General features: G+C 72.4%; 11 protein-coding genes. 4 read left to right on the top strand and 7 right to left on the bottom strand.

Annotated features, from left to right (window positions below):
- Nucleotides 1-73 precede the first annotated feature (73 nt).
- Nucleotides 74-346, top strand: coding sequence for a hypothetical protein (locus tag ACIBI5_RS19300; RefSeq protein WP_184966736.1), 273 nt, complete (start codon nt 74-76; stop codon nt 344-346).
- On the opposite strand, the gene ACIBI5_RS19295 is transcribed toward ACIBI5_RS19300, so the two are convergent.
- Complete coding sequence (locus tag ACIBI5_RS19295) at nt 329-523, bottom strand: DUF3046 domain-containing protein (protein ID WP_184966738.1); 195 nt, start codon at nt 521-523, stop codon at nt 329-331. The two genes, ACIBI5_RS19300 and ACIBI5_RS19295, sit on opposite strands and share 18 nt — an antisense overlap.
- Before the next feature lie 249 nt (nt 524-772).
- Nucleotides 773-1261 carry a VOC family protein gene (locus ACIBI5_RS19290; protein WP_379611423.1) on the bottom strand — a complete coding sequence of 163 codons (489 nt, stop codon included), beginning with the start codon at nt 1259-1261 and terminating at the stop codon, nt 773-775.
- A gap of 88 nt (nt 1262-1349) precedes the next feature.
- Here ACIBI5_RS19290 and ACIBI5_RS19285 point away from each other — a divergent pair, with 88 nt between their 5' ends.
- Both ACIBI5_RS19285 and ACIBI5_RS19280 read left to right on the top strand, forming a co-directional pair.
- A complete protein-coding gene (locus ACIBI5_RS19285; protein WP_397248475.1) occupies nt 1350-5903 on the top strand; it encodes an ATP-dependent helicase in 4554 nt (1517 codons plus the stop codon).
- A gap of 682 nt (nt 5904-6585) precedes the next feature.
- A complete protein-coding gene (locus ACIBI5_RS19280; RefSeq protein WP_397248473.1) occupies nt 6586-7677 on the top strand; it encodes a glutamate--cysteine ligase in 1092 nt (363 codons plus the stop codon).
- Nucleotides 7678-8135: 458 nt separating this feature from the next.
- Here ACIBI5_RS19280 and ACIBI5_RS19275 read toward each other — a convergent pair whose 3' ends face one another.
- From ACIBI5_RS19275 to ACIBI5_RS19260, 4 genes are read right to left on the bottom strand one after another with little or no spacing between them, the layout of a single operon-like run.
- Nucleotides 8136-9863 carry a hypothetical protein gene (locus ACIBI5_RS19275; protein ID WP_397248471.1) on the bottom strand — a complete coding sequence of 576 codons (1728 nt, stop codon included), beginning with the start codon at nt 9861-9863 and terminating at the stop codon, nt 8136-8138.
- Nucleotides 9848-10603, bottom strand: a complete 756-nt coding sequence (locus ACIBI5_RS19270; protein ID WP_397248469.1) for an ABC transporter ATP-binding protein — start codon at nt 10601-10603, stop codon at nt 9848-9850. The genes ACIBI5_RS19275 and ACIBI5_RS19270 overlap by 16 nt, the downstream gene beginning before the upstream one ends.
- Nucleotides 10600-11190 carry a TetR/AcrR family transcriptional regulator gene (locus ACIBI5_RS19265; protein WP_397248467.1) on the bottom strand — a complete coding sequence of 197 codons (591 nt, stop codon included), beginning with the start codon at nt 11188-11190 and terminating at the stop codon, nt 10600-10602. The genes ACIBI5_RS19270 and ACIBI5_RS19265 overlap by 4 nt, the downstream gene beginning before the upstream one ends.
- A 42-nt stretch (nt 11191-11232) precedes the next feature.
- On the bottom strand, nt 11233-12282 hold the full coding sequence (locus ACIBI5_RS19260) for a cytochrome P450 (RefSeq protein ID WP_397248465.1): 1050 nt from the start codon (nt 12280-12282) through the stop codon (nt 11233-11235).
- A gap of 127 nt (nt 12283-12409) precedes the next feature.
- Here ACIBI5_RS19260 and ACIBI5_RS19255 point away from each other — a divergent pair, with 127 nt between their 5' ends.
- The gene (locus tag ACIBI5_RS19255; protein ID WP_397248463.1) at nt 12410-12829 is read left to right on the top strand and encodes a MarR family winged helix-turn-helix transcriptional regulator; all 420 of its coding nucleotides are present in this window, start codon (nt 12410-12412) and stop codon (nt 12827-12829) included.
- Here the strand turns inward: ACIBI5_RS19255 and ACIBI5_RS19250 are convergent.
- Nucleotides 12816-13463, bottom strand: coding sequence for a M15 family metallopeptidase (locus ACIBI5_RS19250; protein WP_397248461.1), 648 nt, complete (start codon nt 13461-13463; stop codon nt 12816-12818). The genes ACIBI5_RS19255 and ACIBI5_RS19250 overlap by 14 nt on opposite strands.

The following is a 13463-nucleotide window of genomic DNA, read 5'->3' as shown; positions in this document are numbered from 1 at the left end:
GCATTGCGCCAGCCCTGTTGCCAGGCCCCGTGAGCTGGGGAGATCCTGAGGACAACGGTCGAAGGGCGGCGACGTGGCGAGCACGTACACCGGGGAACGGCGCACCCATCTGGAGGCTCTGGCCGAGCTGCTGCCCGCGCACGGGCTGGTGGGTCGCATGGTCGGCGGCGACGATCCGGTCCTGTGGGCCTGGCATCCGCGCAGCGGCAAGCAGACCATCATCTTCGCCACGCCCGCGCACCGGGGCTGGATGTTCCTGTGGTCGCCCGGCGGGCAGGGCAGCGCCGACGATCTGGATCAGACCGCCAGGTCGCTCAGGGACACGCTGTCAGTGGAGCTTGGGTGAGACGCTCTCGACCTGGCAGACCGCCCGCCAGACGGACTTGACGCTCTCGCCGTCGGCGAGCGCCTGCACGACCGTGCGGCCGCCGAGCGGGGCCAGCACGTAGTCGTGGGCCCATGAGTCGGCGTACACGTCACCGAAGTGCACGCGCATCCTTCTCCAGAATTCGGTCAGGCGCATGCACCAAGTATCGACGAGCTGAGGCATGGGTAAGACACCCGCATGCCAAAGGCCTCCAAGTCTTCATCCCCCAGACCCCCCACATCCCCCAGGAAGAGAGCCCTTCGCGCTAAGCGCCGCCATCTGCTCGTCTTACTTCGCTCCGCCGTACAGCAGGAGAAAGCGGATCGATCCGAGCGGCACGCGGGAATCCGGCGCGAACCCCGCACAGGCCGGCCGCGCACCCGGCGGGCGTCGCGGCGCTGACCGTCACATCACCCGAGAGCCGTACATCTCACCGAGATGGTCGGCGAGCAGCTCCAGTCTGGCGCCGTCGGGGTCCTTGAAGTAAATGGAGGCGCCGCTCTCGATCTGGTGCGGCACGCCGGCCATCTCCAGCTTCCCGCGCAGCCGGTCCCACGTCGCGGGGTCGACGGAGATCGCGATGTGGTGCAGACCGCCGAGCACTTCCTGGTACGGTCCGAGGTCAAGGCCGGGGAAGTCGAAGAAGGCCAGCAGGTTCCCGTTGCCGATGTCGAAGAAGAAGTGGTTCGAGCCGCGGTAGTCGCGGTTCTCGAAGATCTCCGTGAGCGGGAACTCCAGAAGCTCCTGGTAGAAGCGGATCGTTCGCTCCACGTCCGAGGAGATGAGCGCGAAGTGGTGCAGGCCGCGGGCGCTGCTGGACGGCCGGTGCGGTAAGAGGTACTTCTCCCTCAGCCGGTCCCGTTGCGCGTCGATGGCCGCGTGGTCGGTGGTCACAGTCGGTGTATGTCCGTTCGGACGTCACTCAACCACCCCGAGCGGCGGCAATGAGTTTTCTGTCGGTGCGGCGAGGCATCATGTGCACGTGAGCTCGCTTGCCCATTTCAGCCCGCTGACCAGCCAATGGTTCACCGGCGCCTTCGTCGCGCCCACCGCCGCCCAGGAGGGGGCGTGGGCGTCCATCGCCCGCGGCGACAACACGCTCGTCGTGGCGCCCACCGGGTCGGGCAAGACGCTCGCCGCCTTCCTGTGGTCGCTCGACCGCCTGGCCACGCGCGCGCAGGAGGCCAAGGGCACCAAGGTGCTCTACGTCTCGCCGCTCAAGGCGCTGGCCGTCGACGTCGAGCGCAACCTGCGCGCTCCACTGGCGGGCATGAAGCAGACGGCGCGGCGGCTGGGCCTGCCGGTGCCGGAGATCTCCGTGTCGATCAGGTCGGGCGACACGCCCGCCGACGAACGGCGCAGGTTCGCCACCAAGCCCTCCGACATCCTCATCACCACGCCTGAGTCGCTGTTCCTGCTGCTGACCAGCCAGGCGCGCGAGGCGCTGCGCGGCGTCGAGACGGTGATCGTCGACGAGGTGCACGCGGTGGCGGCGACCAAGCGCGGCGCGCACCTGGCGCTCAGCCTCGAACGCCTCGACGCCCTGCTGGAGCGGCCCGCCCAGCGCATCGGGCTGTCGGCGACCGTGCGGCCGGTGAGCGAGGTGGCCGCGTTCCTGGGCGGCGCCCGCCCTGCCGCGGTGGTCCAGCCGCCGTCCGACAAGCGGATCGAGGTCGAGGTCGTCGTCCCCGTCGAGGACATGACGGAGATGGAGACACGCCCCGGCGAGCCGCAGGACGACTTCGCCGAGCCGGTCAACCGCTCGATCTGGCCGCATGTCGAGGACAAGCTGTTCGACCTGATCGAGGCCCACAGCTCCACGATCGTCTTCGCCAACTCGCGGCGGCTGGCCGAGCGCCTGTGCACCCGCCTCAACGAGCTGGCCTACGAGCGCGAGCAGGGCCCCGAGGCGCTGGACATGACCGGTTTCGACATGCCCGCGCAGATGATGGCGCAGGCAGGGGCGAGCAGGGGCGCGATACCCGAGATCGTCCGCGCCCACCACGGCTCGGTCTCCAAGGAGGAGCGCGCCCAGATCGAGGAGGCGCTCAAGTCCGGCCGGTTGCCCGCCGTGGTCGCCACTTCCAGCCTGGAGCTGGGCATCGACATGGGCGCCGTCGACCTGGTCGCCTGCGTGGAGGCGCCGCCGAGCGTGGCCAGCGGGCTGCAGCGCATCGGCCGCGCCGGGCACCAGGTGGGCGCGGTCTCCAGGGGCGTCATCTTCCCGAAGTACCGCGGCGATCTGGTGCAGACCGCCGTCGTGGCCGAGCGCATGAAGGCGGGCCAGATCGAGGAGCTGCGCTATCCGCGCAACCCGCTCGACGTGCTGGCCCAGCAGATCGTGGCGATGACCGCGCTCGACGAGTGGACGGTCGACGAGCTCGAAGCTCTGGTACGGCGGGCCGCGCCGTACTCCACCCTCCCCCGGACGGCACTGGAGGCGACGCTCGACATGCTCGCCGGCCGCTACCCGAGCGAGGAGTTCGCCGAGCTGCGTCCGCGCGTCGTGTGGGACCGCGTGACCGGCACCCTGCAGGGGCGGCCCGGCGCGCAGCGGCTGGCCGTCACCAACGGCGGCACGATCCCCGACCGCGGCCTGTTCGGCGTCTTCCTCGTCGGCGAGAAGGCCTCGCGGGTGGGCGAGCTGGACGAGGAGATGGTCTACGAGTCGCGCGTCGGCGACGTGTTCGTGCTGGGTGCGACCTCCTGGCGGATCGAGGACATCACCGCCGACCGCGTGCTGGTCTCGCCCGCGCCCGGCCAGCCCGGCAAGCTGCCGTTCTGGCACGGCGACACCGCCGGCCGTCCCGCCGAGCTGGGCAGGGCCATCGGCGAGTTCCTGCGCAAGCCGGAGGAGGAGCGGATGCGCGCGGCCGGGCTCGACGCGTTCGCCTCGGCGAATCTGCTGGCCTACCTGGCCGAGCAGCGCGAGGCCACCGGCTACGTCCCCGACGACCGCACGCTGCTGGTCGAGCGCTTCCACGACGAGCTGGGCGACTGGCGCGTGGTGATCCACTCCCCCTACGGCGCGCGTGTGCACGCCCCCTGGGCGCTGGCGATCAACCGGCGGCTGCGCGAGCGCTACGGCGTCGACGTGCAGGCGGTCCACTCCGACGACGGCATCGTGCTGCGCATCCCCGACACGCTGGCCGAACCGCCCACCGACGTGGCCGCCTTCGACGCCGAGGAGATCGAGCAGCTCGTCACCGAGGAGCTGGGCGGTTCCGCGCTGTTCGCCGCGCGTTTTCGCGAGTGCGCGGGCCGGGCGCTGCTGCTGCCCAGGCGGGTGCCCGGCCGGCGCAGCCCGTTGTGGCAGCAGCGCCAGCGCGCCGCCCATCTGCTCGGCGTGGCCAGCCAGTACGCCTCGTTCCCGATCGTGCTGGAGACCATGCGCGAGTGCCTGCAGGATGTCTTCGACGTGCCCGGCCTGGTGGCGCTCATGCGCGACATCGCCGCCAGAAAGGTGCGGGTGGTGGAGGTGGAGACCTCGCAGGCCTCGCCGTTCGCGGCCTCGCTGCTCTTCCACTACATCGGCGCCTTCATGTACGAAGGCGACGCCCCGCTGGCCGAGCGCCGCGCCCAGGCGCTGGCCCTCGACACCTCCCTGCTGGCCGAACTGCTCGGCCAGGCCGACCTGCGCGAACTGCTCGACCCCGACGTGATCGCCGACACCGAGCGGGAGCTGGCCCGGCTCGACCGGCCGCTGCGCGACCAGGAGGACCTCGCCGACCTGCTGCGTTCCCACGGTCCGCTGCTCGCGGCCGACGTCAGCGTGCGCGGCGGCGACCCCGCCTGGCTGGCCGGGCTCGAGAGCGCCCGCCGCGCCCTCTCGGTGCGGATCGCCGGCGAGGAGCAGTGGGTCGCGATCGAGGACGCCGCCCGCGTGCGCGACGCGCTCGGCGCGCCGCTGCCCGTCGGCGTCCCGCACGTCTTCCTCGAGCCGGTCGCCGACCCCCTGGCCGACCTCGTGGCCAGACACGCCCGCACCCGCGGCCCCTTCCATTCCGGTACGGCTGCCGCCCGCTTCGGCCTCGGCGTCGCCGTGGTCACCGACGCGCTGCGGCGGCTGGCCACGACCGGGCGGGTGGTCAGCGGCGAGTTCCGTCCCGGCGGCCGGGGCGAGGAGTGGTGCGACTCCGGTGTGCTGCGGATGCTGCGCCGCAGGTCGCTGGCCCGGCTGCGCAAGGAGGTCGAACCGGTCTCCCCGGAGACGCTGGCCCGGTTCCTGCCCGCCTGGCACGGCATCACCTCCCCCGCCTCCGGCTCCGGGCCCGCCTCTGGGCCCGGCTCCGGCGCCGCGCGCGACGGTGGCGCGGCGCGGGCCATGGACGCCCTGGTCGGCGCGCTCGACCAGCTGCAGGGGGCGGCGGTCCCGGCCTCGGCCCTGGAGACGCTCGTGCTCCCCGCCCGCGTCCCCGGCTACTCGCCCGCGCTGCTCGACGAGCTGACGGCGGCCGGCGAGGTCATCTGGTCAGGCCAGGGTTCGCTGCCCGGCGGCGACGGCTGGATCTCCCTCTACTTCGCCGACACGGCTCCCCTGCTCATGCCGGAACCCGCCGAGATCACCCTGACGCCGCTGCACGAGCAGATCCTCGGCGCGCTCGGCGGGGGTGGCGCGTTGTTCTTCCGCGGGTTGTCCGACCAGATGGGCTCGCTGGACGACGGGGCGCTGGCCGCTGCCCTGTGGGACCTGGTGTGGGCGGGTCGGGTGTCCGGCGACACGCTGGCGCCGATGCGCGCCGCCCTGGGCACCGGCCGACCGGCGCACCGGCCGGCGACGAACCGGCGGCGGCGGGCCGTACTGCCCAGCCGTACCGGGCCGCCCACGGTCGCCGGCCGCTGGTGGCTGCTGCCCGCCCCCGCCGACCAGCCGGCCCAGCGCGCGCAGGCGCAGGCCGAGGTCATGCTCGAACGCCACGGCGTCGTCACCAGGGGCGCGGTCACCTCGGAGCGCCTGCCCGGTGGGTTCACGCCTGTCTACCAGGTGCTGCGGGCGTACGAGGAGAGCGGGCGCTGTCGCCGCGGCTACTTCGTGGAGGGGCTGGGCGGCGCCCAGTTCGCCCTGCCCGGCGCGGTCGACCGCATGCGCGCGATGTCCGCGGAACCCGAGCCACGCCCGGACCCCCACCCCGGCCCGCACCCGGAGTCGCGCCGCGGTTCCGAAGCCGAGCGGGCCCGGCGAGCCGTGGTTCTGGCCGCCGCCGACCCCGCCAGCCCCTACGGCGCCGCCCTCCCCTGGCCCGCGCATCCCGGCAGCCACAAGCCAGGCCGGAAGGCGGGCGCCCTGGTGGTGCTGGTGGACGGGCACCTGGCGCTCTACGTGGAGAGGGGCGGCAAGACGCTGCTCTCCTTCGCCGACGACACGCGCCTGCAGCCCGCCGTGGACGCGCTGGCTCTGGCGGTGCGGGATGGGGCGCTGGGCAAGCTGACGGTGGAGCGGGCCGACGGCGGCCACATCAACGACTCGCCGCTGGCCGCGGCCTTGGAGTCCGCCGGATTCCACCCGACTCCACGAGGGTTGCGCCTGCGCGCCTGACCGGGGCGGCGGCTTCCACCTCCGGCAGAGGGCGGCTTCCATCCTCGGCACGGGGGCGGCAGGTTTCCACCCCGGCACGGGGGCGGCGGTTTCCACCCCGGCGCGGGTGGCGGCGGTCGCCGTCGCCTTCGAGGTTGGGTTCGCGGGCGCTCTCGGCCTCACTGCGGTCCCCAGTAGTCGCTGCGTCTGTGTGCTGGGGCCGGGGCCCGGGAGGAACAGTTGCTGGTTTGGAGGCGTGTGTGGCTGTGACCCGGAGGCGGTTCTTGGCCGGGTGCGCGCATAGCCCGTTCTTGGGACGCAGACACGGGACGCGGGGCTGCGAGCGTGGGGCTGCGGGCGCGGCGGGCGCAGGACTGCGGGCGCGGCGCGGCGGGCGCGGCGGGCGCGGGACTGCGGGCGCGGCGCGGCGGGCGCGGGACTGCGGGCGCGGGACTGCGGGCGGGGGGAACGCGGGCGCTGCGGGGAGGGCGGGGGACTGCGGGCGGGGGGAACGCGGGCGCGGCGGGGAGGGCGGGGGTGTCGCGGGGCTTGGATTGGGGTGGCGTTTGGCTCGGGGCTTGGGGTGCCTGGCTTGCGGTTGAGTGGGCAGGTTCGGTGCGGGGTTGGGGCTGGTCAGAGGGTGGTGGGGACGGGCTCACGATGGTGACGTTGCCGTAAGGGTTGAAATGGGTATAAACCACTCGTGACTCCCCTCATCGGGATCGAGGAGGAGTACCTAATCGTCGATCCCCACACACGACATGTGGCACCCCGGGCGGCGGATGTTCTGGCCGCAGCGACGAACGTGATGGGTGAGGACATCACCCAGGAGATCAGCCAGTTCCAGATCGAAGCCCGTACCGCGCCGTCGGGCGACCTCTCCGAGTTGGGGGCGAGACTGCGCGCCGCCCGCACGGAGGTGGCGAAGGCGGCGCAGGAATGCGGGCTGGCGCTGGTCGCCAGCGCGATGCCGGTCCTGGGCCGGCCGGGGCCGCTTCCGCTCTCCGACGATCCACGGTACGAGAACGGGCAGGTGCGCTACCGGGCTCTCCAGGACGAACTGTGCATCTGCGCCCTCCACGTGCATGTGGACGTGCCCGACGAGGAGCTTGCCGTTTACGTCGGCAACCACCTGCGGCCCTGGCTGCCCACGCTCATCGCGCTCGCGGCCAACTCCCCGTTCTTCGTCGGCCGGGACACCGGCTACGCCTCCTGGCGGGTGATCAGCTGGAGTCGGTGGCCGGTTTCGGGGGCTCCGCCGTACTTTGCGAGCTTTGCGGACTATGAGCGGGCGGTCGGCGCGCTGTCAGAGTCGGGCGCGCTCATGGACGCCAAGACCCTCTACTGGGACGCCCGCCCGTCCTCCACCCTGCCCACCATCGAGGTACGCGTCGCCGACGTGCCGCTCGACGCCAACGACAGCCTCACGATCATCGGACTGATCCGGGGGCTGGTGGTCACGGCGCTGGGCGATGTGGCGCGGGGTGATCGCGGGCTGCCGATCGGCGCCGAGGTGATGCGCGCCGCGTACTGGCGTGCGGCGCGCGACGGGCTTGAAGGGGCCTGTCTCGACCTGCGGGCGGGCGAACTGGTGCCGGCGCCGGAGATGGCGCGCCGTCTCCTCCGTCACGTACGGCGGGCGGTCGGCGATGCCGGCGACCTCCCGTTCATCGAGGAGGGCCTGGACCGGCTGATGCGCCGCGGCTCCGGCGCGGTACGCCAGCGAAGCGTCCACCGGCGCGACCACGACCTCGCGGACGTGGTCGACGACCTCATCGTCGCCACCGTCGCCTGACTCGCTCCCCACCCCACCGGCCCACCGTTGGGCCACCCACCCCGGTCCGACCTCCCATGGTCCGACCTACCCACGTTCGACAGACCGCGAGCTGACCAACCGCGGGCGGACGGACCGGGGCCCACGGACCGTGGGCTGAGACGCGCGACCAGGTAGCGCGGAGCCTGGGGTCCGTGAGCGCGAGCCAGGGAGCGGGATGGCGCGCTGGGGTTCGTGGACGGGGCGGGGGCGGTGGTGAAGGTCCGTGGGCAGAAGCGGCGCGCGGGGGTCCGCGGGCGGGGGCGGATGTGCGGGGTTCGTGGGCGGGGGCGGATGTGCGGGGTTCGTGGGCGGGGGCGGATGTGCGGGGTTCGTGGGCGGGGGCGGATGTGCGGTGGACAGGGTCCGTGGGCAGGATCGGCGTGCGGGAGTCCGCGGGGGTCCGCGGGAGTCCGCGGGGGTCCGTGGGCGGTGTGGGGTTAGGGGTTTTTGGGGGCTTTTAGGATTCGGGCGCCCACGGTGTACATGGTGAGGCCCAGGGCGATCATGGCTGCGGCTACCGGGTAGCGGAGGCCTGGAGGCATGTAGGTGGCCAGGAACCAGGTGTGGCGGAGCATGTCGTTGGCGACGAAGACGGCGGCCACGATGCCCTGGGGGAACAGGGGGATGGCGCCGAAGCCGAGGCACCACCATGCGATGGTCTTCTGCTTCTTGGACAGGGAGTTGTAACGCGAGGTCACCGTGGTCTCGGCCTTGCGGCCGGTGCGCATGATGTTGAGGAGTTCGGGGCCATGGGTGCGCAGGCGGCGTTCCGCCAGCAGGCCGAACCCCCAGTAGTACAGGGCGCCGGTGAGGAGGCCGGCGGCCACGCCGATCCAGCCGTATCGGAGTGCTATCAGGGCCGCGGGCGCGCCGGTCAGCGCCACCAGGGCGAGCATGACGTACGCGAGGCCGGTCAGACCGCCGTCGTCCTCGGTGGTGCGGAGCGGGTTGCCGGCGCGGCGGTGGGGGTCGGTGCCGGGGACCAGGGCGTAGAGGGAGATCAGGGGGACCAGTCCGGCGGCGCCGCCCAGTAAGGCGGCGAGGAGGGCGAGGATCAGGGGCCAGGGGCCGCCGGTGATGCCGGTGAAGGCCACGGTCAGGACGATCGCGATGGGAGCCTGGGTGGAGAGCCAGGCGAGCTGGCGGCCGCGTACGTCGCCGGGGCCCGGAGTCATGAGGGTGAGCCAGAGGGCGGTGCCGTCGGTGCCGTAGAGGTTGGCGGCCATGGCGGCGGCCATGACGACGAAGATCGGGCCGGCGAAGGGGAGCATCCCGTTCCAGCCGAGGATCAGGGGGCTGGCGGCGAAGCAGATGCCGTAGGAGAGCGCGAAGGTCAGCTGGTGGTTGCGGGCCAGGTCCCGGGACCAGGTACGCAGTTCCTTGGCGACGATCGCGCCGCCGGGGGTGGCGGCGGTGATGGGGCGGCGGCCGCGGGTGGAGGGGCGTACGGCGCCGGCCCGGCGGCTGAGCAGCGCGGCCCATGCGCCCAGCAGCAGGAGGACGAGGACGGCCAGCGCGCCCAGCGCCCACCACTGGCCCTGCACGGCCAGGACGCCCCAGCCGGACGGCAGGTACCAGACCGCCGCGGGCACCCCGATCTGCCCGAAGGCCCAGAAGAACACCCAGATCTGGCCGAGCCCTGCCAGGATGGCGCCGTTGAGCAGACCGGAGCCGATGGCCCCGGCCCGCGAACGCAGGGCGAGGCCGACCAGGCCCACCGACACCTTCGACAGCAGCACGAACACGGCCAGCTGCAGCACCGCCGCGGGCAGCGCGATCAGGGCGTTGGCCACGCCGAGCCGTACCCCTAAGATCACGAGACCGAGCAGCGCGACCAGGCTGACCAGCGGCGAGAGGCCGACGAAGGCGGCCACGAGCAGGCCCGTCGCCAGGCGGCGCGGGGGCAGGCCGAGCAGGGAGAAGTACTCGGGGCGGAGCGTCTCGTCGCCGCCGCCCATGAAGACGGGGCCGAGCATCCAGCCGAGCATCCACACGGCGTAGCCGGCGGCGAGCAGGTCGGCGCCCTGGAAGCCCAGGTAGACGGTGCCGGCGGCGAGGCACGCGCCGAGGGCGGCGCCGGTCCCGGCCATCTGGGCGCGCTCGCCGCGCATGGAGTGGCGCAGGACCGCGATCTTCATCTGGGCCATGGTCAGCGCGACAGCCACGACAGCTCCTTGATCCCGTTGCCCTGGTCGCCGACGAGCTCGACGAACGTGTCCTCGAGCGTCCGCGTGCCGCGGACCTCGTCGAGCGGGCCGGCGGCCGCCACGCGGCCCTTGTCGATCACCGCGACGTGGTCGCACAGCTGCTCGACCAGCGCCATCACGTGGCTGGACAGCACGATCGAACCGCCGCCCGCGACGAAGCCGCGCAGGATCGTCTTGATCGTCGCGGCGGAGACGGGGTCCACGGCCTCGAACGGCTCGTCCAGCATCAGGAGCCGCGGCGCGTGCAGCAGCGCGGTGGCGAGGCCGATCTTCTTGCGCATGCCGGTGGAGTACTCGATGACCAGCGTCTTCTCCGCCTGATCCAGTTCGAGTACGGCCAGCAGTTCCTCGGCCCGCGTGGCGACGACGTCCTTGGCCAGGCCGCGCAGCAGCCCGAGGTAGGTGAGCACCTCGCGCCCGGTGAGCCGTTCCGGCATGGCCAGGCCGTCGGGCAGCACGCCGACCAGCGCCTTGGCCTTCTCGGGGTCGGCCCAGACGTCCTGGCCGAAGATCCGTGCGCCGCCGCTGTCGGGACGCAGCAGGCCGACCGCCATGGACAGGGCGGTGGTCTTACCTGCGCCGTTCTGGCCGACGAGGCCGTAGAACGAGCCTTGGGGCACGGTCAGCGCGATGTCGTCGACCGCGAGCTTGTCGCCGAAACGCTTGGTCAGACCACTGATGTCCAGTGCGGGCGTCATGCCGGGCTCCTGGTGGCGAGGGAGAAGGTGGTGGTCAGCTCGGCGGTGAGCGTGCCGAGGTCGTAGTCCGGGTTGCTGATCAGGTAGGTGGGGACGGCGTCGATGGCGCCGCGGATGGCGATCGCCATGGAGCGCTGGTCGAAGTCGCGGAACTCGCCGGTCTGCTGGCCCCAGTCGAGGACCTTCTCCAGGTCGGTGAGGGCGATCTCCTGCTGGCCAGAGTAGGGGCCGTCGCGCTCGTGGAGGATGACCTCCACGAGGGCGATCAGCGGGTTGCGGTGCAGGCGCATGAACTCGAGGTTCGACTCGATGTAGGCGGTCAGCGCGGCGGCCGCGGTGGTCTGCGCCATGATGCGGGGGATCATCAGGCCGGTGGCGAGCTCGACCACGTGGGTGACGACGGCGTCGATCAGCTCGTCCTTGCCGCCGAAGTGGTAGGAGATGACACCCGGACTGATCTTGGCCAGCTTGGCGATCTTGGTCATGGACGCCTGCTGGTAGCCGAGCGTCGCCAAGGCGTCGATGGCGCAGTCGATGATCTGCGCGCGGCGGGCCTCTTCGATGAACGTCCGGCTTTCTGATGGCACGTTCAGAAGTTTAAACGGCCATTCAAAAATTACAAGCCTTGTTCAAGACCAGGTGACGGGGAGGCTGGCGGGGCCGTTGTCGAGGGGGTTGCCGGTCCACGGGACGTCTTCTGGCGCGCAGGCCGGCCGCAGGCCGGGCAGCTGCTCGGCCAGCGCGCCGACGACGGCGACCAGCTCCATGCGGCCCAGCGCGGCGCCGATGCAGTGGTGGGGTCCGTGGCCGAAGGCCAGATGCGGATTCGGCGTGCGGGCGGGATCGAAGCGGGCCGGGTCGGGGATGAGGTCGGGGTCCTGGTTGGCGGCCTCCAGGCGGACGAGGACCTGGTCGCCGGCTGCCAGCCGTACCCCGTCGAGGTCGATGTCCGTCTGCGCGTAGCGCGCGAAGGCCTCGCCGTGGAGGCCGGCGGAGTAGCGCAGCATCTCCTCGACGGCCGTGGGGACGTCTTCGATCCGGGCGAGCCCGCCGGCCTCGCCGAGGTGGACGACGCCGATCGACAGCGTGTTGGCCACGGTGAGGTAGCCGCCGAAGACCAGCGAGATGGCGGTCGTGAACAGCTCGTCGTCGCTCAGGCGGCCGTCGTCCGCGTCGCGGACCGCGATGACCTCGCTCAGCAGGTCGGGACCCGGGTCGGCGCGCTTGGCGGCGATCAGGCTCGGGAAGTAGGCGGTGAGCTCGCCCCACGCCCGCTCGAAGCCCTCGCCGCCGCCGGTGATGCCGGAGGCGGCGTCGGCCCAGGTGTAGAAGCGTTCGCGGTCGGTGACGCTGATGCCGAGCATGTGGCTGGTCACCCCGAGCGGCAGCGGGCGGCCCACGATGGAGACCAGGTCGGAGCCGGGTCCGCGCTCGCGCAGCTCGGCCACGAGCTCGCCGGCCAGCGTGGTGATGGCGGGGCGAAGCCGTTCCAGATTGCGGGGGGTGAAGGCGCGGGAGAGCAGGCGGCGCAGGCGCGCGTGCGGCGCGCCGTCGCTGAGCAGCGAGGCGGGCCCCTCGGGCGTGCCGGGCGGGGCCATCGTGAAGCGCGCGTCGGACAGCACCTGGCGGGCCAGCGCCGCCCCGACGACCACCCACGCGGGCTGACCGTCCGCGGTCACGACTCTCGCGATGGGTCCGGTACGGCGCAACTCGTCGTGGACCGGCGTCGGGCTGAACGGGGCAGGGCGCTCAAATGGTAGGTTCCGCATATCGTGAAGCTAGCATATAGTGAAGGTGCATCACTACATGACCATTGAGATATTCGAGCGGACGCTTGAGCTGGCCGAACTGCTCGGCGAGGAGATGGAGCGCAGGCTCGCGGCCGACGGCCTGACGCCGTCCCGCGCGCAGTTGCTGCGCGAGCTCGGCCGGCGCGGGCCGCAGCAGCAGCGGGAACTGGCCGGCACCCTGGCGGTGAGCGCGCGCAACATCACCGGCCTGGTGGACGGCCTCGCGGCCACCGGGTTCGTGACCCGCGAGCCGCACCCCGACGACCGGCGGGCCACGCTCGTCACGCTGACCGGGCGGGGCACGGCGGCGGTGCGCGCCATGGAGGAAGGGCGCGCGGACGCGGCGGCCATGCTGTTCGCCGGGATGCCATCGGAGCGGCTGGCCGCCTACGCCGCCGGCCTCGACGTGCTGCTGGGGAACCTCAGAAGGGCGTAGGCCCGTAGAGGGCGAAGGAGGCGCCGGTGGTGAAGGCCCAGTAGCGGTCGCCGTAGGACCAGTGCCACCACTCGGTCGGGTAGTTGACGAGGCCCGCCTCGTCGAGCGCCTTGCCCAGGATGGCGCGGTGCTCGCGGGCCTCGGGACCGATGTTGGCGGCGCCGGTGTAGCAGGCGCCGTCGCTCTGCTCGGGGTTGTCGTTGACGGCGGTGCCCATGTCGTACTCGACGCCTTCCGGCGAGCACAGCGTCAGGTCGACGGCGGCGCCGGCGGTGTGCGGCGCGACCTCGACCGGCGAGACGTAGCGGCTGGCCGCGACGTGCGCCTCCGCGGGCGTCATCTCCGGGAAGGAGGCCTGGAGCTGGTCGCGGTACTCCTCGAAGTAGTGCCGCTGCGTGGGGATCGGGCGATAGCCCTCGACGATCAGCAGGTGGTAGCCGGACGGCAGGAGGTTCTCAGCCTTCTCCAGCCGGGCCAGCAGGCCGGAACGCAGGTGCGCGTAGGCGCCGATCGCGTCGGCCAGCCGGTCGTCCACGCGCAGCCGCCCGCGTACGTCGGCGAGTGGCTCCCCGCTCTCCCGAACCGGAATCGCCGCCACCCGAGGGTCCGAAATCAGCACGATGTCAGCCGCCAT

The sequence above is a fragment of the Nonomuraea sp. NPDC050540 genome (genome assembly GCF_044457485.1).
Classification (GTDB): domain Bacteria; phylum Actinomycetota; class Actinomycetes; order Streptosporangiales; family Streptosporangiaceae; genus Nonomuraea.
Note: the sequence above shows the minus strand (reverse complement) of the source record. Positions and strands in the feature narration are given on the sequence as shown.

Bases quoted from the DNA above. Each gene is read 5' to 3' on its own strand.
- ACIBI5_RS19295 (WP_184966738.1), bottom strand. From the start codon at position 523: ATGCGCCTGACCGAATTCTGGAGAAGGATGCGCGTGCACTTCGGTGAC.
- ACIBI5_RS19270 (WP_397248469.1), bottom strand. From the start codon at position 10,603: ATGACGCCCGCACTGGACATCAGTGGTCTGACCAAGCGTTTCGGCGAC.
- ACIBI5_RS19255 (WP_397248463.1), top strand. From the start codon at position 12,410: ATGACCATTGAGATATTCGAGCGGACGCTTGAGCTGGCCGAACTGCTC.
- ACIBI5_RS19250 (WP_397248461.1), bottom strand. From the start codon at position 13,463: ATGGCGGCTGACATCGTGCTGATTTCGGACCCTCGGGTGGCGGCGATT.